This is a genomic window from Neorhodopirellula pilleata, from assembly GCF_007859915.1.
Lineage (GTDB): Bacteria > Planctomycetota > Planctomycetia > Pirellulales > Pirellulaceae > Rhodopirellula > Rhodopirellula pilleata.
In genome coordinates, this window is the sequence record NZ_SJPM01000011.1 from 139,239 (window position 1) to 158,493 (window position 19,255).

The window sequence follows — 19,255 nt, forward strand, 5'->3', positions numbered from 1 at the left end:
AAAGGAGATGTCGGAGTTTACTCCAGCGGCCTTGGTAACCCAAACCGTCGCGTCAGCGATGGTATTCAAATTCCCGACGTTTTCTTTCTTCCATCGATAGCAGTTCTATCACGGCGGCGATCGGTTCGCTGTCGGCCGCCGACGCGGGCGTGGTCGATGAAGCGTTGAGGGCATTGATCACTCGCAAGGCATCGACCGCCGTAATCAATGAATCGCCGCTCACATCGTAGAACAGTTCGACGTCGTGCGGACGGACACCGAGCGAGTTTCCGTTAGCGGCCGACTCGATCGCATCGAGCCGGTTGATGATGATCAACGCGTCCAGGGCGGTGACCAATCCGTCGCCGTTGACGTCGGCAGGGTCCAATGTGTTCTGCCATGCTGGTTCATTGCTGACGCTCACGACGATCGACCGCTCGATCCGATCAGATGCCTCATCGACACGCAAAGTGACTTCCAGTTGATCGTCGTCGGCACTGAGGAACTCGCCGTCGCGTAGCTTCAATCTTCCTTGCGAGATCTCAAACCGATCATCGGAGACGATCCAAGTCTCCGGCAAGCCGTCCTCGTTGTAAACGGTTGCTCCGGACACGAGTGCGTTGATCTGGGCGGTGGCGGCCCCCACGATCGTCGTTTCTGTGGTCGCGGCAATGGTTTGGCCGAACAGACCGGTTGCGATCGCGGTGATCGAATGGGCTGCACTGCCTGGTTCAACCGTCGCCGACGAACCATAGATCCAGGTTTCGCCGGGATCGAAGCTACGATTGAAATTGACGTCACCGCGATTGATCGTTGATAACGCCCGACCGGTCGAGTAGACCACTAATCGAGTTCCGACCGAAGCGAACAAATAGCGGCCGGTCGAGTCGACTTCCATCTCTTCGGTGGTTCCGTCGATACCGATCGCACTGGTTTGAGCGAATGTGGTCGCGCCGAAAACGGAAATGAGATTGGGTTGGGATGTGGCATAGGCGAATCGACCTTCAGGATCAAACGCGATCTCTCGCGCGAACACTCCCGGGGCGGGGTCGGCGAGAGCATACTCGCCGGCCAGCGTCATGTCGGATGTCTTTCGAACGGTGACGCGAACGGGCGTCGCGACACCTCCTCCGCCGATGCTTCCCGATGGCAATGAGACCGCGTGAGCGACCAAGCTTCCGTCGGCGCTCAAGGCCAACGACTGACCATTGCCACCCTCGCTGCCGTCGGCCGGGCTTTGATAAAGAATGGTCGGCGAGGGAGTTGTCAGATCGATCTGATAAAGCGATGCGGGCGTTAGATTCGAGTTGGAATAATAAAGTCTTGTTCGTTCGGGATTGATCGCGATCTCGCCTCCGAGCACGGTGACCGGTAGAGTCGGCCCGACGGCCTCGCCGGTCAACGCATTGAGTTGCATTAAATTTTGATGGCCGAGAACGTACAAGCGCCCATCAATTCCGACTTGAACGTCTCGCGGGACCTGGGCGATCGATAGGCTTGGCAGGATTTCATTGTTCGCGATGTCCAACACGCCGATCGTTTGTGATGTTTCATGAGCGACATAGAGTCGGTTTCCGTCGGGCGATAGCGACATCCCACGTGGACGCAGACCCATCTCGTAAGTTTGTTCGATCAGCAGCGTGTTCGTATTGATCTTCAAAACGCGGTTGCCGGCGAAGTCCGACGCGAACACATACGGAAGCGTCGGATGTGTTACAAATCGATGCACCATGACTCCATCGAATTCCGCCATGACGGTCCCGCGGGGCGACAATCCCGTTTGCGTCGAATGCGGTTGAGAAAACGTGGGGATCGGTTCTTCGGTTTCATCCGCCGGGTTCTCGACGACGCGAACGCTTTCGATCGCAGTGTTGCCGGTATTGGTCACTTCATAGGTCCACTGGACCATTGTATCGGCTAGGAACAAATCGTCACGCTCGGGATCGACCGCCGAACCATTTGCTCGTACGTTGGCATTGATATCCACGGTCCCGCCGAAGTACTGCGAGCTGGCCGTGTCCGATACCGGGTTAACTCCATCGAGTGTTTGTCCCAGTTCATCGACCGGGTAAACGACGACGTTGGCCCGGTGCGACCGAAGACCTTCGGCGGCAAGGAACGAGATTCGAAAGTCCCATGTCTCGCCGGGGGATAGAACGCCGTCGGCACCGATGTCTTCGTTGACACGAAACGGAGTGAGGTCATCGCTCAGGTCGTTCGGTGTTGCTCGGTCATCGACGAGTGTCGGATTGCCCAGGGGCAAGGTGCCCGCATTGGTAACGAGGTATTGCAAACGGACCAACTCACCGGTCGGTACCAGTGCACTCTCCGTGGCGGGGTGTTGAAGTGGGTTTTCAGGCGCAATCAAGCCGACCACCAAGTCCACATTCCCGCCGACACCGACGTAATGCGCGGGCGTTTCCGCCGTGATCTGACGATCGAGCGGATCGGTGGCCGTGAGGGCGAGGTTGCGCTGTTGTGTTCCGGCGACGGCGGTTTGTTCGATCAAGTAGATCCAGGTTTCGCCAGGGTCAAGTTCGTCGTTGGCGTTGGTATCTCCTTGCGCTCGAATCGGCGAAAAATCATCATCGTTTCGAGCCGTTCCGTTGTCTTCGATCAGAGTCACCGAGGATAGCGAGACATTCCCGGTATTGGATATCTGGTAAACCAAAGTCGCGGGATCGCCGACACCGATCTCCGAGCCCGGCTCAACGCCGACGACTTGACCGTTGATAAGCGATCGAAGCTCGACGGAAGAGTCGACGCCGAAATAGCCGACGATTTCGGACTCATTGAACGCGACCGGCGCATCGCCGCTTGCCGAGACGGCATTGAACTGAACGACACGCGTTTGAATTCCCGCCGTCGCGATTTCTTGGACTTCGTAAATCCAAGTTTCGTTCGGATCGAACTGGCCGTTTTCGTTGACATCGCCCGCCAGGTATCGATTGTTTGAATCGATCCCATCGCGTCGTAGGTTGACCTGAGACAGTGCGGCCGTACCGGTGTTGGTGACGGAATGACGCCATAGGAGCGTTTTGTCGATTGCGTGCAATGGCGAGGATGTCGCCGTGACGGCTTCACCTTGCAGCGTCGATGCCAACGTAACCGAGATGGATTCTCCGGTGTAATACGAGGTTGCCACGGCGGTTACCGGATTGCCTTGCGGGTTGATCCCGGTTGCCAAACTGATTGTTTGGGTTGGTCCGGTATCGGCAACTCCTTCGGACGTGTACGACCATCGTTCACCGGGATCGACTAATCCGTTTTGGTTTTCATCGCCAATGTTGATCGCGACGGTTCGACCGGTGGAATAGACCCGCAACCCATCGTCGAATGCGGCGTAGAGATACCGTCCGGTAGAATCCACACTGAGTTCACGTGCCTCCCCGATGACCGATAGCTGATCGGCCAATTGGAAGTCGCCCGTATCCCATGCCGAAATGACTCCGGATCGCGAAACAGTGTAGGCGATGGCATCGTCGGGGCTGTAGGTGATTTCTCTCGGGAACGCTCCCGTTTCGAAATGGCCGATGATATTCATATCGGACAGCGTGTCGTATTTGGCAATTCGATAACCGCCCTGTCCGTTACCGGCGGCGTAGGAAACGAACCGTCCGTCATGACTGATGGTGAGGTCTTGGCCGTTGCTCCCGGTCAACGGACCGGTCGGACTTTGCCAAAGAACGCGAGGCGGGTCGGCCGTCAAATCGTACTGTGTCAGCGAAGCCCAAGGGGCACCGATGCTGGCGACGTAGAGCCGGTCACGCGCCGGATTGATGGCCAGCTCGCCGCGTGAGAACTCGACGGGAATCGAATCGCTGACCGAGTCACCTGTCGCCGGATTGATCTGCAGTAGTTCGCGGTCGGTCAAAACGATCAAGCGACCGTCCGCACCGACGCGGACGTCCCGAGGTACACCGGGCACGATGATGCTGTCGATTTCATCCAGATCGCCAGCGTCGAGAATAAAGATGCGCCCGCGATCAAGGGACTCGCTGAACGCGGCCACGTAGAGTGTGGACGCGTCCGCCGAAAGCGTCAAACCGGATGGCGCGTAATTTAAATCAACCGAACGGATCAGAGTTGACGTTTTGGTGTTGTAAACGGCGACCATGTCTTCATTGGGTATGGTCGCATATAGACGAGGTTGCCAAGGACTACTGACCATCTTGTCAACGCGAGTGTTGGCGAACGTGGCGACCAACGTACCCGAAGCAGCGATCGACGGTGCCGGCTGGACGTTCGGAACGAGGGCTGGCTCGAAGTCATCGCTCGGATCGGCGGGCGTGCCGGCATTTTGAAGGACCCGCAGCCCGGCGATGGGCTGGTCCCCGGTATTGGTGATTTGATAGTCCCAGACGATCGCCGACCCTGGAACGATGACTTGCCCGGGGATGGTCTCGGCGGGACTGCCCTGCAGGTTGACTTGCAAATCCAACTCGGCGGCGAAGACGACGCGAGGGTCAAGTTTTTGAACCGTGAGCGATCGCCGGCGAGGTTGGAATCGACTCGATTTTGCTTGGGGAAAAAGGGCCATGAGCGAACGACCGGGCGGCTGGAGCGGGACAGGATCGCTCTCCAGATTAATCGGCCTGCGCGAAAATACCTCGCTCGATCTCGAAACCTTCCGGTCATACCGGTTATCCGAACGGGAGGCGTCATGTGGTCGCGGCATCCAGTGTGGTGACCGTCCGTGGTCCGAGCCGTTCGGCTCGTAGTGGATCCTTTCACCTTGTACCTCACTGGCTGTGCGACGATGATGGCGATCAGCAGTGATTCGATCCATCCGGCGATTCACCTACTTGCCATGCTTCTTTTCTTTTTACGATGGTTTTGACAATGAATGCGGAGAACGAAAAACGCGAATCGTCGGCCCTTCCGAGGTCGCGCCCCTCGGACGTGCATCGGCAAGACGAACCGCATTTCGACCCAGCGTCGATTTGGAGTGCGATCTCCAAGACACCCGGCGTCGGCATCAGCATCATGGACTCCGACGGTGGACTGCTTTTTATCAATGACACCTCGAAGGTCTTGTTTTTTGACCGAGACCAAGTGGACTATCAGGGCAAGACGATTCGTGATTTTCATCCGCCGGAGTATGTTCAAGAGCGACTCGAATTGATCGCACGGGTTTTGGAGAGCCAACGTCCGGTCGTCATCGGACACATCTATCACGGTCGGAAGATTGAGTCGACCGTTTGGCCACTGCGTGATTCAACGCCTCCCTTCAATCGCGTCATCGTTGTTACGCATCTTGAGTCCGGCGATTCACCGTGGCGTCCGGCTGCCGGTTGCGAAACGTACAAGACTCAGTTCATCGATTTAGGACCTTTGAATGTACTAACGAAGCGAGAACTCGAAGTACTCGCGCTGTTGGGGCATGGGATGAGCGTTCCCAAAGCGGCCGCGATCCTGCACCGCAGCCCCAAGACGATCGAACGGCACAAAGAATCAATCGGTCAAAAGCTACAGATGCGAGGTCAAGCCGAGTTGGTGGCGCTAGTGACCAGCATGGGGTTGGATTTGAGTGACACCCATTTACGTCGGTTCAGCGACCGGCCGGAGTAAACAGGTGATCTCGCAGCGTCGCGCGAGTCAGCCGCGTCCAAGCCGGATGCGGTCTGTCTTCGGGGAGCGACCAATCGATCTGGTCCGTGGTGAACCAGCTTTCATCCACGTCGGGCGGCATCGATTGTCCGCGACCGCGATTATTTCGAACGGTGACGCCCGCAGCATTGGCAACTCGAATCGTGTTTCCGTTTCCCGGGTGCAACTGGTTGTTGATGATTTCGATCGGTTGACGGTTTTGAACGGTCGACTCGTTGTAGATTCGGATCGCAGCGTCCTGCGTTTGGGAAATGACATTTTTTGAAATGGTCAGATTTCCACTCCGGGCACCTTGGTGATCGCGACTATAGATCCCCGCTTGGCCTGCCTTCACGATGGTGTTGTTTCGAACGACCGCGTCGGCGGCGGCTTGAATGCCGTGATCGCCGGTGTTCCAAATGAGATTGCGCTCGATTCGATTGACCGGGCCGCCGCCGGATCCATAAACGGTGACCGCGGGGAATTTGGTGTCGTGAATCACATTGGCAATGATTCGATTGCCCGATGAGCCGTCTTTGATCTCGATGCCGTCGCCTTGCGAAACGTCGGGGCCATTGAGGTGGTGAATGTAGTTTCGTTCGATCCGCCCATCATGAAAGGTTGCCGTCGCGTTGTTGCCGCCGAGGTAAAACGCTTCGCCGTGGCCGGACGTGTGATGAATGTGATTCCCGCTGAAGACACATTGGCGGTAAACCGTTCCCGGTTCATTGCAGGTAATCGCGACGCCGCCGAGGTGATGCAGATGACAATCACGAACATGGATGCCGATGACTTCGTCGGCATTTTCTGCAGAGCGACTGATTCGAATCCCGGCGGCACCTCCGGTGACTTCGATTCCGATCAGGTGCAGGTGCGAGGCTCCGTCGAGGTTGATCGTGTTTTGCGCGTCATCGGGCCGTTCGAACACAACGGTCCCGCTCTCTGATGCGATAATCGTTATCGGCCGATCGGAGGTTCCGCGATGCCGCAACGATAGACGACGTCGGTCTTGGTAGCGTCCCGCCGAAAGCTTCACCACATCACCGGGGGCGAGACCGTCGCCGTCGAGAATCGAGAACCAATCTTGTTCCGGTTTCAAATGGAATGTTTCGGAACTTGCCGGTACGGACCGGGTGACGATCAATAAAAACGCGAAAGCGGTCGTCAGAATTCGCAACATGATGAGCGTTCCCGAGCGAGTTGAACGAGCCAACTAGAAAACAAGCCGTGATTGTAGCGGTTCGGACCGAGCCTTGCGGGCTGTTGATTTAATTAGCCGTACCGCGTTAGCGGCGGTTTACACGGCCGTTAACCGGGGCTAACGCCCATCGGCTAATGGTTGTCATTCGGTATACGACTAAATCAACAGCCCGCGAGCGGTCGCGAGCCGCCGATCATCGAGCGGGACAGGGAACCTTCCGAGCCAAGAAAAGTATATAGTGAGTCCGCTGGCGTCCTGTTAACCTGCCTCTGGCCGGGGCAATTTGGTTTCATTGCGCTGCGGCGGTTTCGATCGGGCACAACGACCAACCAGGGAGGAACGATGAACTTCTTCTTCAATCTATTTCAAACCGAGGGATTTCCGCCGCGCTGGTATTGCGGTTCAGGATGGGCCGAGGAACCTGAAGTCGGATGGCTGCATATCGTTGCCGATGTCGTTACGTTTCTCGCTTACATCGCGATTCCTTGCGTGTTGGCGTTTTTCGTGCTCAAGCGTGAGGAATTGGTCTTCCCCAACATTTTTTGGTTGTTCGCCGCATTCATCGTTTCGTGCGGGTTTGTGCATCTGGTCGAAGCGATCATCTTTTGGTTTCCCGTCTATCGTCTTTCGGCGATTCTGAAAGTAGTCACCGCTATCGCATCAACGGCAACGGTACTGGCGATGATCCGCGTCATGCCCGCCGCGATCGCACTTCCTGGAATCGCGGACATGAACCGGCGTCTGCGCGGCGAAGTCCAACGTCGTGAAGAGATTCAGAAAGAATTGGAACACAACAACGAAGAATTACGTGAGTTCACCGCGTCGGTGCTCAATCGCGAAGATCGCATTTCCGAGTTAAAGCAAGAAGTCAATCATCTGCTGCAAGAACTCGGACGGGCATCGAAGTACATGAATCAGTCATGAATCGATCGGCACCCACGATCGTCTTATTCGCTTTCGGATTCATGGCGGTCTCGCTTGTCCTAGGATCTTGGGCGGCTATCGACAGTCGATCCGGGTACGTATTGGCGTGCACGCTCGTGATCGTTGTGTTGATCGGTGTGGTGGCATGGTATGCGATCCAACTCGTGAATCTTCGAGCCGCCCTGATACAGGACAAGGTCGTCCAGGAGACCGAGCGGTCGGGGCTGATTCTCAAACAGACGGACGATCTTCGTAAACGCAAAGCCTTGATTAGTGTCATGGAAGATTTGCGTCTGGAGGTGTCCCAGCGTAAGGAACTGGAGCACCGGTTGCGTCGGACTCAGTACGTAGTTGATGAAGCGAAGGATGTCGTCTTGATCGTGAAACGCGACGGTACACTCTCCTATGCCAATGAGCAAGCAACCAAGCTTTTTGGATATTCCAATGTAGAACTATTGCAACTCTCGCCGAGCGATTTGGATGATTTCGTCGAAATTGATTCATGGGAATCTTATTGGCAGACGTTGGATTCGCTCGGTAACCAAATCTATGAATCTAGGTATCGACGCAAGGACGGAGTACGAATCGATTGCCAAGTTCATTCTAGTATTCTTCAGTTCGAAGGTGAGTCGCTCGTCGTGCTATTTATCCGCGACGTGACGGAACTGAAACGAGCCGAAGCATTTCGAGCAACCCTTTTTGAGTTGTCCACCAACCCTCATTTGATCTTCGGTGAATATGGGATATTGGATTGCAACAAAGCCGCTATCGAATTGATAGGTGTCAGTTCCAAAGCATCCTTGATGGATCATTCTCCTGTCGAGTTTTCTCCTTTGCTTCAACCGGATGGTCGTCGATCTGATGAGAAATTCCGAGAAATGTATGCGACCGCGTACCGCGATGGCTACCATCGATTCGAATGGATGCATCAGACGATCGATGACGAGCCCTTGCCATGTGAAGTGACCTTGACGCCGGTGGATCATCGCGACGGAAAAAGTCTACTCGCGGTTTGGCAAGATCTTCGTGAACGCAAGATCGCCGAAGCGGAATTACGTCAGTATGCTGACGAGCTTGAAGTCGCCAACCGAGACCTAGAGGAGTTTGCTTATATCGCTTCACACGACCTTCGCTCACCACTGCGTGGGATCGGGCAACTTGCCAAGTTCATTCGTGAAGACGACGCGGACCATTTAACGCCGAGTTCCGTCGAGCATTTGAACAGGCTGGACCAACGCATCCTGCGAATGCAGAATCTGCTCGACGATTTATTGATGTACAGTCGCATCGGACGTAAAGAAGGCAAGCTCGAGGAAATCGATCTTTCCAAATTGGTCAGCGAGGTTATCGATTTACTTGCCATCGATCCTGCCTACGAAGTCCAAATCCTTGACGACCTGCCGGTGATCGTCAGTTATGCCACCCCGTTGCGGATGCTATTCTTGAACCTGATCGGCAATGCGGTCAAGCATCACAACCGCGATCACGGGAGAATCGAGATCGGATTCCAGGAATTTCAAACCGAGTATCGATTCCGTGTTACCGATGACGGCCCCGGAATCGATCCGGCTTTTCACCAGCGAGTGTTCAAGATTTTTCAAACCTTGCAAAGTCGCGATACGCTCGAAGCCAGTGGCATGGGACTCGCCATCGTTGAAAAGACGCTTTTGCGTTTTGGAGGACGGATTGAATTGCAATCCGAATTGGGCGCTGGAACAACGGTTCAGTTCGCGTGGCCCAAGTTCAATCAAGCCATCGCGGGTGTCAGCACCGCTTTGGGCGGGAACGAGAATCGGCCGTAGTGCGAATCCAGCACATCCCAGCGTTCGAGTTTCTGTTCGTGCATCGTTTGCGCCAAACATCGTTCGCTATAGTGGATCAAGTCCCGCCATTCGTTAGGATCAAGCAAGACTAGTTTGGTCTGGCGTTGCTCGGCGACCGAGGCTGCGCGTTCCAGGTGAAGCGTTACCAGTTTGGCCGCATTCGAAGAATCGAAAAAGTGGACCGTTGCGACATCCCCAGAAAAATCACGATTGAATCGATCTTCGACACCACCGCTGCTCAGGATCACGTGGCCGTCTTCGAGGATGCTTGTCAACCGAATTTTCAAACCATGGGCGGTTTCTTCCATCACGATCATGACCAATTTTCGACAACCAATCTGGACGGTTGCCGAAATCAATTGATCCTCGGCACAATGTTCAATCACTAGTGGCGCATCGAATTCCATCTTTTCCAGACTGCTCGCCTGGACTGCCAATTCGCCACTGGTTTCGCTCGATAACGACACGCTGAGTTTGGCATCGAGATATCGACGGGTGTATTCGCTCGCATCGAGTATGTTTTGAAGTTGCGGGGGCTTGGATGCGATTTGGCGGTTGAAGTCGGCTTCACGTTTGGCTTTCGATTGCTTTTTCTTTGGAGATGCAAATTGAACCAATGCGTCAACGGATCGCCCTTGGACACGATCGATCCGCCTATTTAGCCAAGTCCCCGACAACGCAGCCAATCCGATTGACGCCGCCAACCAACCGGCGACGTGCCAAAGCCACTGGCCACCCGATTGTCCGATCGCGCCGATGGATCCCGCAAGATAAAACGCGGCGACGAGAAAACCAACTCCAAGCGCGGCACCGATCCGTCGAGTTATGCGGTTGCCACGACCATTTCGAAACGCGATGCCGGGCAACCCGATGATGGCCGCGAAGGGCGAGAAAATCACCCACCAACCCAAGGTGGCGCTGCCGCACAGTACGAGTCCCAACGCGAGTGTGAGTGATCCGCCGATCGTCCAGGCCAACGCCTCGCGACGGCTTCCGATCAGGCTGACCGGATGCAACGTGTAGGCCGGCAGTTCGGCTTGCGCTGCCAATGTTTCCGGAAGAGTTAGATGCAATAAGGAGGCAACCTTGACAATAAATTGAACGGTCTGGTCTTCGCTGACGTGAACGGTCACGGTTCCGTTTTGATCGATTTCATTTTGGGCCGACGCGACGGTTGATCGTCCCATACTGAGCTTCAGTGGTTGGTGGCCAGAACGTCGCGGTACTCCGCGCGGCAAGATATCGCCGCGGACGAGTTGATCGACGAGGCCTTTGGCGCGGGGATCCGCTAACAGTGCTTGCATCTTGGCCAGCCCCGGCATGGCCGCCGCCTCATCACCGGGCAGTTCCATCTCGCCCGGTGGATGGACCACCGGATCGGAAAGTCGCACGATGCTGGTTTGCTCCGGAACCCCCGATTGCAACAATGCGAGACACGTCAGCTCCACCGGTTCTTGGCGCAATGACCATGCATGATGCAACTTGGGAACGCCGACGAAGCCGCCGGCAACCAGCCCAACGAGGCAAAGCATTGTGCCCAACGATGCACGCCGGAAACTGGATCGGGTGGATGTTTGAGTGCGAAAAAGACCCATGGCGAAATCGCTGCGGGAGGATAGGGATGGCGTTCGGACGCGGAATTCATCTCAAAAGTAGGTTGCATCTTGGCGCAGCGTGCCCGAGAAGTGCTTCGAACCGTTATTTTATGGCTTCACCACCCCCTAGGAACGGAACCTTGAATACTAACTCAACGCTTGATACGCCCGCCGCCGACTCGAACCGCAAGAAGCCGCAGCACAGTAATTCGCTGACCTATTGGATCGCCGGTGCGATTGTGGCGGCCATCGCGTTGGCATTGATTGCGCCGGATATCGCAACGCATTTTGAAATCGGCGGCGAGTTGTTTTTGCGGTCATTGAAGATGATCGTGGTGCCGTTGGTGTTCACTTCGGTCATGTGTGGCATCCTCGGCCTCGGCGATGTTCGCAAACTTGGCAAACCTGGGGCCGCTGCCGTCGGGTATTACCTCTGCACAACCGTCATCGCCGTCGTGATCGGATTGATCGTCGTGAACGTCATCCGCCCGGGCGTCGGAACGGTGGCTCCGGAACAGCTCGCCCGATTCGCCAATCAGGAAGCCAAGCCGCAGCAGATCCTTCGGGCCAGTCTTGCCGAATCGAGCGGACTTAGCGAAGACGAAGTCGGCGCGGTGTTCACCAATTTGGCTTCCGACAATGAAGCGGCCCCCGGTGTCGAAACGATCCTCGAGAATCTCGCGTTGATGCTCGTCACCGACAACCTGTTCGGCGCCGCCGTCGAGACACAGTTGCTTCCAATCATCGTCTTCACGATCGCTTTTGGAGCCTTGTTGACGACGATACCCAACGAGACCCGATCGATCACGACGCTGGTCGGCGAGGCCAACAGCGCTTTGTTGTCGTTCGTCATGGTGTTGATGAAGATCGCACCGCTGGGCATCTTTTGCTTGGTGACCGCTCGGTTCGGCAAGGCGCAGGCGGACGGACGCTTTCTTGCCGAACTCGGTCAGATCGGCTGGTACTTTGCCGCCGTGCTGATCGGTTTAGCCATTCATGCCTTCATCGTATTACCGTTGATCTTTTGGATCGTCCGACGCGAGAACCCGTATCGCTTCGCCTCATCAATGAGCCAAGCGTTACTGACCGCGTTCTCAACGGCGAGTTCATCGGCCACGCTACCAGTAACGCTCGAGTGCGCCGAGTCGGCGGGTATCTCCAAACGATCGACCGAGTTCGTGATTCCGCTGGGCGCGACCATTAACATGGACGGCACGGCGCTCTACGAAGCCGCCGCCGCGATCTTCATCGCTCAGGCGATCGGGTTCGACTTGACGATGGGCGAACAAGTGATCGTCGCAGTCACCGCGACTCTCGCGGCAATCGGGGCAGCTGGAATTCCCGAAGCGGGACTGGTCACGATGTTGATCGTGCTCGGCGCCGTCGGTTTACCGCTCGAATACATCGGACTGATCTTGTCCGTCGATTGGTTGCTCGATCGTTTCCGTACCACCGTCAATGTTTTTGGCGACAGCATCGGAGCCGCCGTTGTTAGTGTCACGATCCGCGAGTAAGCGAACTACTTCACTCGGACCGTCACGGGCAACGAGGTCGTGCCCTTATCTTGGTTGGTTTTCAAAAAGATCGTTCGCTCGCCGGGCGCGGCGACCGGATCGGCGGTGAGGAAAAAGACCTGCTCATCAGAACCGGGCAGCACGAGTAATCCGCTCAAGCCGATGTTGTCCACATAAACACCGTGATGCGAGTTCAGGCACGCGTTCTCGTTACCGAACCTGACCTCACCGTCAAAGCCTTCGCTTCGTTTCAAGACCACACGGGCGGACACCGTCTCGCCGCGTGGAACCTCGATCGTCCAGCTATCGCCCTCGGGAACGTCGCGATCGATCGGTTGAATCATCGGGATCACTTTGGCTGCACCGCCGACCTTCAAACCACGGATCATACCCGCAGCTCGTTCAACGGTCCGACCAAGGATCTCCGCCGACGCGGTAACGGGCAAATCGACCGGATTCTCCCCAGGCGATGCCCCCTCGGGCAACCAAATCATCCCAAACGCCGTTTTCTGGTTCGCTTCGATAGTGACCGGGAAAGTCGATCTCCATCCTTCAGGAAGTTCACCAATGGAAACTTCAATTGGTCCTTCAAATCCATCGGATCGCTCCGAAACGAGGCGGACTTCCCGGCCGGTTCCGGGATGGATTTCTGGTTCAACTTTGGCCACGGTTACGGTGAACGAAGGATCAGCCGGCCGCACCCGAAAGGCGTAACCATAGTCTGCACCTGAGTGTCCGCGTGTGTCGGAAACCGAAACCGTGAATCGACCGTCTATCGGGGCGGTGAACAGCAATCGGCTGGAACTGCCGGTTTTGCGAGAAGGGTCGTCGTCGTTTTCGTAGTAAACATCGAACACCGGCAAGCCGTTGGGCTCTTGAGCTTCATCGGCTGCTAATTCGCGAACGACATAAGCCGGTTCGCCCAACGCGTGCGTCGTGTGCGTCGTTCCGAAATAGGTGTGCCGGGTTCCTTCGCCGGGGTAAACATCGAATCCGGAATCGGGCCCACGGGGGTGCATCCAAGTTTTCGTCACTTCACCGTTGGAATACAGATACTGGTCCAACCCGATTTCCTGCCACCCGAACAAACGGAAGTCGTTCGTTTGCATGCTGTTTTTGCCACGGAACGTGAAATAAGTGTCGCGGACCGCTTGCAAACGCGTCCGCCGAACCAACTCGCCGGACTCGTCCCGAACTTGGATCTTGGGATCGAGGTCGCCTGAAGTCTTGTCGGCATCGATTGCCCAAACCTCGCCCCGTTTGGCCGTGAATCGATAACGATCCGTCTCGCTCGGTTGAGCGATCACGCCCTTGACCTCAACGCCGCGCGGAACATCAATGATGCCCTCGATTGATTCACTCTTGGCTTCATCCATCGTCGCCAACGGTCCCACGTCGAGATAAATCGGCTCGATTCGACTAGCGCGAGCAGATTGTTCACGATCTGGAATCGCGGGCAATGTTCGCTTGATGATCTCTCCGTTCATCAATGAGATGGAGACCGAACTTCCATCACGAGCAACAGCCAGATCGGTCGCCGCGTCAGGCAGCGGCGTCATCGCCGATACCACCGACCAATCATCTGTTCGCAACAACTTCACGTTGCCGGCCTCACTGATGATCACCAAACCGCGACCGTCTTTCGTCAAATCAAAATGCACCACGGGCGACTCGTCGACGAAACGAGTTTGCACGATCGGATTGATCCGCGGTCGATCGACCGATACGAATCGCCACACTCGCAGTCGATTGTCCGCACTACCAGCCAATAGATACTTTCCGTCGTGCGTGAATCGTACCGCGTACACTTCGCCTTCGGGTTGGCTGAGCGTGTCCATCCGCTCGCCCGTTTCGGTATCCCAAACCTTGGCCGTTTCGTCCGCGCACGCCGAAACCAAATGGCGACCGTCGGGCGAAAAGGATAAATCAAAAATCGCCCCGTTGTGCCCTTTCAAAGTGGTGATCAAGTCTCCGCTATCGGTGTTCCAAATCGAGATCGTTTGATCGTAGCCGGCAGTCGCGATTCTGGTTCCGTCGGGCGAAAACTCCGCCGCGTAAAGAACGTCACGATGCCCGACGTACTCTCGTATCAATTGGCCGTTGAGCGCGTCGTAAAGAACCGCTTGCCCGTAACCGCCGGTCAAGCCCGTCGCCGCCAAGATCCGTTGCCCAGACGCATCGAACGACAACGAATTGATCTTGCCGGAATGGGTTTGGATGTTCGCGATCGGTTTGCCCGCGGCGTCGCTGATCTCGATCACGCCAAACCGAGCTTGGGCGAATCGTTTCCCATCGGGTGAAATCGCGATCGCGGTAATCGGTAAGTCGACATCCGATGCCGTCGGAACCTTAGGCGTGCGAAGCGTCCGTTTCAGCGGCATGTCTCCGTCGGGGCCTTTGGCACCGTCATCGATCCACTCGGCCAGAACTTCAAGTTCTTCCGGCGTTGGCCCCTCCATGTCGTCGGGCGGCATTACCGGTTCGAGCTTCCCCGCCGCCATCAAAAACATTCGACTGCTCGACGCCACCCCCGGAGTGATCGCCAATCCGGAACCACCACCGGCCATCAAGGCCTTGTGGGAGTCCATCACCAACCCGCCCTGAGCGTCGTCTTGGGTGTGACAGCCAAGACAGTAGGTTTCCAAAATCGGCAACACATCCTCGACGTAGTCGACACCGACCGCAGGCCGGGCCAAACCGAGGCATATCGCAAGAAAAAATGGTAATCGATTCATGATGTAGTGTTGATTAAACGGCTAATGATTGAATGTAAATTCCACGCTCGTCAAAACGCTCCAAGCTAAATCACGCATCGCTTCGGCTTGATTATCTTCGTACTCGGCGAGCACCTTGGTCAGGTTGTCGACTTCCGAATCGGTTGGTGCGCGTGCGAGGGAACGCTGAAAAAGTGTTTCCAAGAATCGTTGCGGATCCCAAGTTTCTTTCACCGCGATCATCGGCAAGCTCGCCGCGTCGTTGAGTTTCGGGTTGAGCGTCTCGCCGTTGGATAAATGCAAGACCTGAATCATCGAGGATTCATCGTTACGCTCGCATTCACAAACGATCTCGCGCGGATTGCGACCGAACGTGGTCAAGAAGTATGAATCGACGGCTGAATCGAAAAGTTCGATCGCTTTGGTACCGGGTTGATAGAAATCGGTTTTCTGTTTGTCCGCTCCCAAGAACGCGATGTCGGTAAAGGCGGTCGTCGTGCCGAGAACTTGATCGATCGAATCCAACAATACTTCCGCCATCATCCGTCGCGGGTAATAACGACTTAGGTACTTTTGATCGTCACGGTTTTCCGGTAGCGCGATGCTGCTGCGTTGATAAGTTTCGCTTTGCAAGATCGTCCGCATCAACGTTTTCAAATCAAACTTCGCATCGATCAAATGTTCTGCGGCCGCGTCGAGCAACGCTTCATTGCTAGCCGGATTGCTCAACCGCAGATCGTCGACCTGTTCGACCAACCCGCGACCGAAGAAGTTCGCCCAAACACGATTGGTGATCGAACGGGCGAAGTACGGGTTGCTCGGATCGGTCATCCATTGTGCCAGGACTTCTCGCCGATCATTCGGGTCGTCAAACGCGATCGGCTGGCCGTCAAGCGGTGCGGGCGGCTGCGGCTTGCCACGTTTGGGTTGAATCAATTCACCCACCGTCGAAACGTAAAGTTGCCGGATTCCGTCACCGTTACGTGAATCCCCGCCCCAGCCTTTGGCTCGCACCCGCGAGAACAGGTTCGCCATCGCGTAGTATTGATCGTTGGTCCATTTTTCGAGCGGGTGGTTGTGGCATTTCGCACACCCGATCGATAAACCCATGAACGACTGGCAGGCGCTTTCGGTCATATCTTCGGGCGTTTGATTGAGTGCGTAGAAGTTGGTCGCTCCGTTGGTGTCGCTGCCACCGGTCGCCGTCAAAACTTCGCTGACGAGTTGATCCCACGGCACGTTGCTCCGCACCCGCTCGTGCAGCCAATCGTAGTACGCCTTGACCGCGATCGGTCGGAGTCGGTTTCCGTTGATGACCAACACGTCGGACCACTTATATGTCCAGTAGTCCGCGAACGCATCGTCGGCCAACAAGTGGTCGATCAACCAATCGCGTCGCTGGTCTTCCGGTTGGGCAAAGAATTCACTTCGCTCGTCGTCGGTTGGGAGTCGGCCGATCGTATCGATCGTCGCGCGGCGCAGGAACGTCGGGTCGTCGCAACGCGGTGAAGGCGGCAATCGCAGAGTTTCCAATTGTTGCAAATTGATCGTATCGATGAAATTTCGACGCGGCGACGATGTGAACTGTGAGGGCGAAACCTCGTTGGCGTAAGGAACCTTCATCCGGGCCAAGGCCACTTGGCTGGCGTACCAAACCAGTACCGCCGCTTCGCCGCTGCCGTTGACGCTGACCCGCCCACTCTCGTTGACACTCGCGACCGCTTCGTCGGTCGCGGTAAACTGCGACCAATGCGTTACATCACGCGTCGTGCCGTCATCGTAATGGGCCGTCACAAGCACCTGCGAATGATCGCCGGGGGACAGCAAAGCGTTGGCGGGTGTGACCGTGATACGCTGAACGATCGGATCTTCATCGCTCGGCGGAGCGGCACCGCTGGCGATCCACCGGGCCAAGATTTCGTAGTCACGTGAGTCCACGTCGAGCTTCAGCCCGCCTTTGTGCGGCAACGCCCCGGTCGGCTTGGCCAACAACAGACTGCGACCGGGATCCGCCATCTCGATTCGGCGGCCACGAGCTTGACGCGTGATCGAAACATAATCCGATTCACTGTCGTATCCGCGCAAAGAAAGAATGAAACCGCCCTTACCGGCCAACGCACCATGGCATGCACCCATGTTGCAACCCTGTTTAGCGAGCACACTCTGAACGTCGTGTCGAAAACTCCATTGATGCGGATCCTCCCCTCCGGTGACCGTCACTTTGGTCGTCGTCGTACGTCCGTCTTTGGACGTCGCCGTGAGGATCGCCTCGCCGTTGGCGACCGCGTGGACTGTTTGATCGATGACTTTGGCGACATTCGGATCCGACGATGTCAATTCGACATCCTCGACGAGCGAAGCGATCACTTCGCCATGCGAACGCACCACAGCAACTCGTTGAATATCGCCGGCGTGGCTTAGCTCGATCGCATCGGGAACTAAACGGATGCCGTGGTCGTTGTCATCGGCAACGGCAATAGTCGAGAGTGTCGGCAGCCCGACGGTCAGGCAAATAAGAACGCGATAGATCAAGCCACTCATGAAAACAACTCCTTAATCTCGCGGACGCCAAAGTCCACGAGCGGAAACGGACGACCGGCCGGGCCGGGAAGTTCGGCGTGCAAGTCAAGGTCCATCGCTTTGAAGATCGTCGCGATGATTTCGCCCGGATTGGCCGGACGATCGGCGGGCACTCCACCGATCGGATCGGACGCACCCACGGCACGGCCCCCGACGACACCGCCACCGGCGAACGTGCATGAGAAACATTGGGGCCAGTGGTCTCGACCGCCCGCCGGATTGACTTTCGGCGTCCGGCCGAATTCAGCCAATCCACAAACCATGGTGTCGGCGAGCATACCGCGTTGATCCAGATCACTGATCAACGCCGAGTAGGCTTGGTCGTACATCGGAGCGACAATGTTCTTCATGCCCTCGATCGTCGTGAAAGGTTTGCTACCGTGGATGTCCCACGTGATTTCATTGAACACGGTCAAAAACGTATTCACCGTCACGAACCGTACCCCGGCTTCGATCAACCGTCGCGACAATAAACAGCACTGCCCGAATCGGTTCATCCCGTAACGTTCGCGGACCGACGTGGGTTCTTTAGTCAAGTCGAACGCCTCGCGGGCCGCCGGGCTGTTCATCAAGCGGTAGGCGGCGTCGAAATTGGCGTCGAACATCTTGGCCGATTCTGTCGTTTCGAATTCCGCCATGCGGCTTTCGATCGCGTCACGCATCCGCCGACGTCGATCGATACGGACGTCCTCCAGTGCAGGAGGTGGTAAAAGATCCGGGACTTTAAAATTAGGTTTGCTCGGATCGGCCATCAAAGCGAACGGATCGTAGGCCTTACCCAAGAAGCCGCCCGCTTGGCCGTTGGGCAAATTCCCGCCGCCGCGTCCCATCGTTTCCGGCAAGACGACGTGAGCGGGCAGATCCGAGCGACGGCCCCGCATGTACTCGACGACCGCGCCGGCGTGCGGGTAATTCACGCCGCCGTTGAATTGACGGCCCGTTTGCAACATTTGCCAACCGGCATCATGGACGGCGGCGGCGGTATGGTAACACGAGCGGACGATCGAAAACTTATCCGCGATCTCGGCATGTTTGGGAAGGATCTCCGTCAACTCGAAATCACCTTTGGTGGCGATCGTTTTGAAAGGCCCGCGGACCTCCGCCGGCGCGTTCGGTTTCGGATCGAACGTGTCCATTTGGCTGGGCGCACCCAGATTGAAAATCATGATGCAGGATTTTTTATCCGCATCACTGCCCGCCATCCCGTGGGCTCGAGCGGCCATCCACTGCGGCAATCCGAATCCGATCGCGCCGAGCGTCCCGATTTGCATGAAATCGCGGCGGGTGGTGCCGTTGCAGTTGTGCGTTTGCGCACGTGAGGTCAGATTCAACATGG

At 56.4% G+C, this 19,255-nt stretch carries 10 protein-coding genes; 4 read left to right on the forward strand and 6 right to left on the reverse strand.

Features of this window, described 5'->3' with window-relative positions; translation table 11 throughout:
• Nucleotides 1–52 precede the first annotated feature (52 nt).
• Nucleotides 53–4,519, reverse strand: a complete 4,467-nt coding sequence (locus Pla100_RS21970) for a dockerin type I domain-containing protein (RefSeq protein ID WP_197168145.1) — start codon at nucleotides 4,517–4,519, stop codon at nucleotides 53–55.
• A gap of 302 nt (nucleotides 4,520–4,821) precedes the next feature.
• On the opposite strand from Pla100_RS21970, the gene Pla100_RS21975 reads away from it, so the two are divergent.
• Complete coding sequence (locus Pla100_RS21975; protein WP_146580205.1) at nucleotides 4,822–5,550, forward strand: PAS and helix-turn-helix domain-containing protein; 729 nt, start codon at nucleotides 4,822–4,824, stop codon at nucleotides 5,548–5,550.
• Here the strand turns inward: Pla100_RS21975 and Pla100_RS21980 are convergent.
• Complete coding sequence (locus tag Pla100_RS21980) at nucleotides 5,531–6,748, reverse strand: right-handed parallel beta-helix repeat-containing protein (protein ID WP_146580207.1); 1,218 nt, start codon at nucleotides 6,746–6,748, stop codon at nucleotides 5,531–5,533. The two genes, Pla100_RS21975 and Pla100_RS21980, sit on opposite strands and share 20 nt — an antisense overlap.
• Before the next feature lie 363 nt (nucleotides 6,749–7,111).
• On the opposite strand from Pla100_RS21980, the gene Pla100_RS21990 reads away from it, so the two are divergent.
• Together Pla100_RS21990 and Pla100_RS21995 are read left to right on the forward strand one after the other, a co-directional pair.
• Entirely contained in the window at nucleotides 7,112–7,693 is a 582-nt protein-coding gene (locus Pla100_RS21990) for a hypothetical protein (RefSeq protein WP_146580208.1), read from the forward strand.
• Nucleotides 7,690–9,495: a sensor histidine kinase gene (locus tag Pla100_RS21995; RefSeq protein ID WP_146580210.1), complete on the forward strand. Its 1,806-nt coding sequence runs from the start codon at nucleotides 7,690–7,692 to the stop codon at nucleotides 9,493–9,495. Before Pla100_RS21990 ends, Pla100_RS21995 begins: the two co-directional genes overlap by 4 nt.
• On the opposite strand, the gene Pla100_RS22000 is transcribed toward Pla100_RS21995, so the two are convergent.
• Nucleotides 9,441–11,048 (reverse strand): MFS transporter, encoded by a 1,608-nt coding sequence (locus Pla100_RS22000; RefSeq protein WP_146580212.1) that lies wholly within the window; start codon nucleotides 11,046–11,048, stop codon nucleotides 9,441–9,443. The two genes, Pla100_RS21995 and Pla100_RS22000, sit on opposite strands and share 55 nt — an antisense overlap.
• A gap of 203 nt (nucleotides 11,049–11,251) precedes the next feature.
• Between Pla100_RS22000 and Pla100_RS22005 the strand changes: the two genes are divergently transcribed.
• A complete protein-coding gene (locus tag Pla100_RS22005) occupies nucleotides 11,252–12,625 on the forward strand; it encodes a dicarboxylate/amino acid:cation symporter (RefSeq protein WP_231603345.1) in 1,374 nt (457 codons plus the stop codon).
• 5 nt (nucleotides 12,626–12,630) lie between these two features.
• Here Pla100_RS22005 and Pla100_RS22010 read toward each other — a convergent pair whose 3' ends face one another.
• Genes Pla100_RS22010 through Pla100_RS22020 form a run of 3 tightly spaced genes read right to left on the reverse strand, consistent with a single transcriptional unit; the run spans nucleotide 12,631 to nucleotide 19,253 of the window.
• Nucleotides 12,631–15,360: a c-type cytochrome domain-containing protein gene (locus tag Pla100_RS22010; RefSeq protein ID WP_146580216.1), complete on the reverse strand. Its 2,730-nt coding sequence runs from the start codon at nucleotides 15,358–15,360 to the stop codon at nucleotides 12,631–12,633.
• Between the two features lie 21 nt (nucleotides 15,361–15,381).
• Nucleotides 15,382–17,880 carry a DUF1553 domain-containing protein gene (locus Pla100_RS22015; RefSeq protein WP_146580218.1) on the reverse strand — a complete coding sequence of 833 codons (2,499 nt, stop codon included), beginning with the start codon at nucleotides 17,878–17,880 and terminating at the stop codon, nucleotides 15,382–15,384.
• Nucleotides 17,877–19,253 carry a DUF1501 domain-containing protein gene (locus tag Pla100_RS22020; protein WP_146580219.1) on the reverse strand — a complete coding sequence of 459 codons (1,377 nt, stop codon included), beginning with the start codon at nucleotides 19,251–19,253 and terminating at the stop codon, nucleotides 17,877–17,879. Before Pla100_RS22020 ends, Pla100_RS22015 begins: the two co-directional genes overlap by 4 nt.
• Nucleotides 19,254–19,255: the final 2 nt, after the last annotated feature.

What these genes read in the sequence shown, in the direction of transcription:
- Pla100_RS21970 (WP_197168145.1), bottom strand. Translation starts at nt 4,519, where the DNA reads ATGGCCCTTTTTCCCCAAGCAAAATCGAGTCGATTCCAACCTCGCCGG.
- Pla100_RS21975 (WP_146580205.1), top strand. Translation starts at nt 4,822, where the DNA reads ATGAATGCGGAGAACGAAAAACGCGAATCGTCGGCCCTTCCGAGGTCG.
- Pla100_RS21980 (WP_146580207.1), bottom strand. Translation starts at nt 6,748, where the DNA reads ATGTTGCGAATTCTGACGACCGCTTTCGCGTTTTTATTGATCGTCACC.
- Pla100_RS21990 (WP_146580208.1), top strand. Translation starts at nt 7,112, where the DNA reads ATGAACTTCTTCTTCAATCTATTTCAAACCGAGGGATTTCCGCCGCGC.
- Pla100_RS21995 (WP_146580210.1), top strand. Translation starts at nt 7,690, where the DNA reads ATGAATCGATCGGCACCCACGATCGTCTTATTCGCTTTCGGATTCATG.
- Pla100_RS22000 (WP_146580212.1), bottom strand. Translation starts at nt 11,048, where the DNA reads ATGCTTTGCCTCGTTGGGCTGGTTGCCGGCGGCTTCGTCGGCGTTCCC.
- Pla100_RS22010 (WP_146580216.1), bottom strand. Translation starts at nt 15,360, where the DNA reads ATGAATCGATTACCATTTTTTCTTGCGATATGCCTCGGTTTGGCCCGG.
- Pla100_RS22015 (WP_146580218.1), bottom strand. Translation starts at nt 17,880, where the DNA reads ATGAGTGGCTTGATCTATCGCGTTCTTATTTGCCTGACCGTCGGGCTG.
- Pla100_RS22020 (WP_146580219.1), bottom strand. Translation starts at nt 19,253, where the DNA reads ATGTTGAATCTGACCTCACGTGCGCAAACGCACAACTGCAACGGCACC.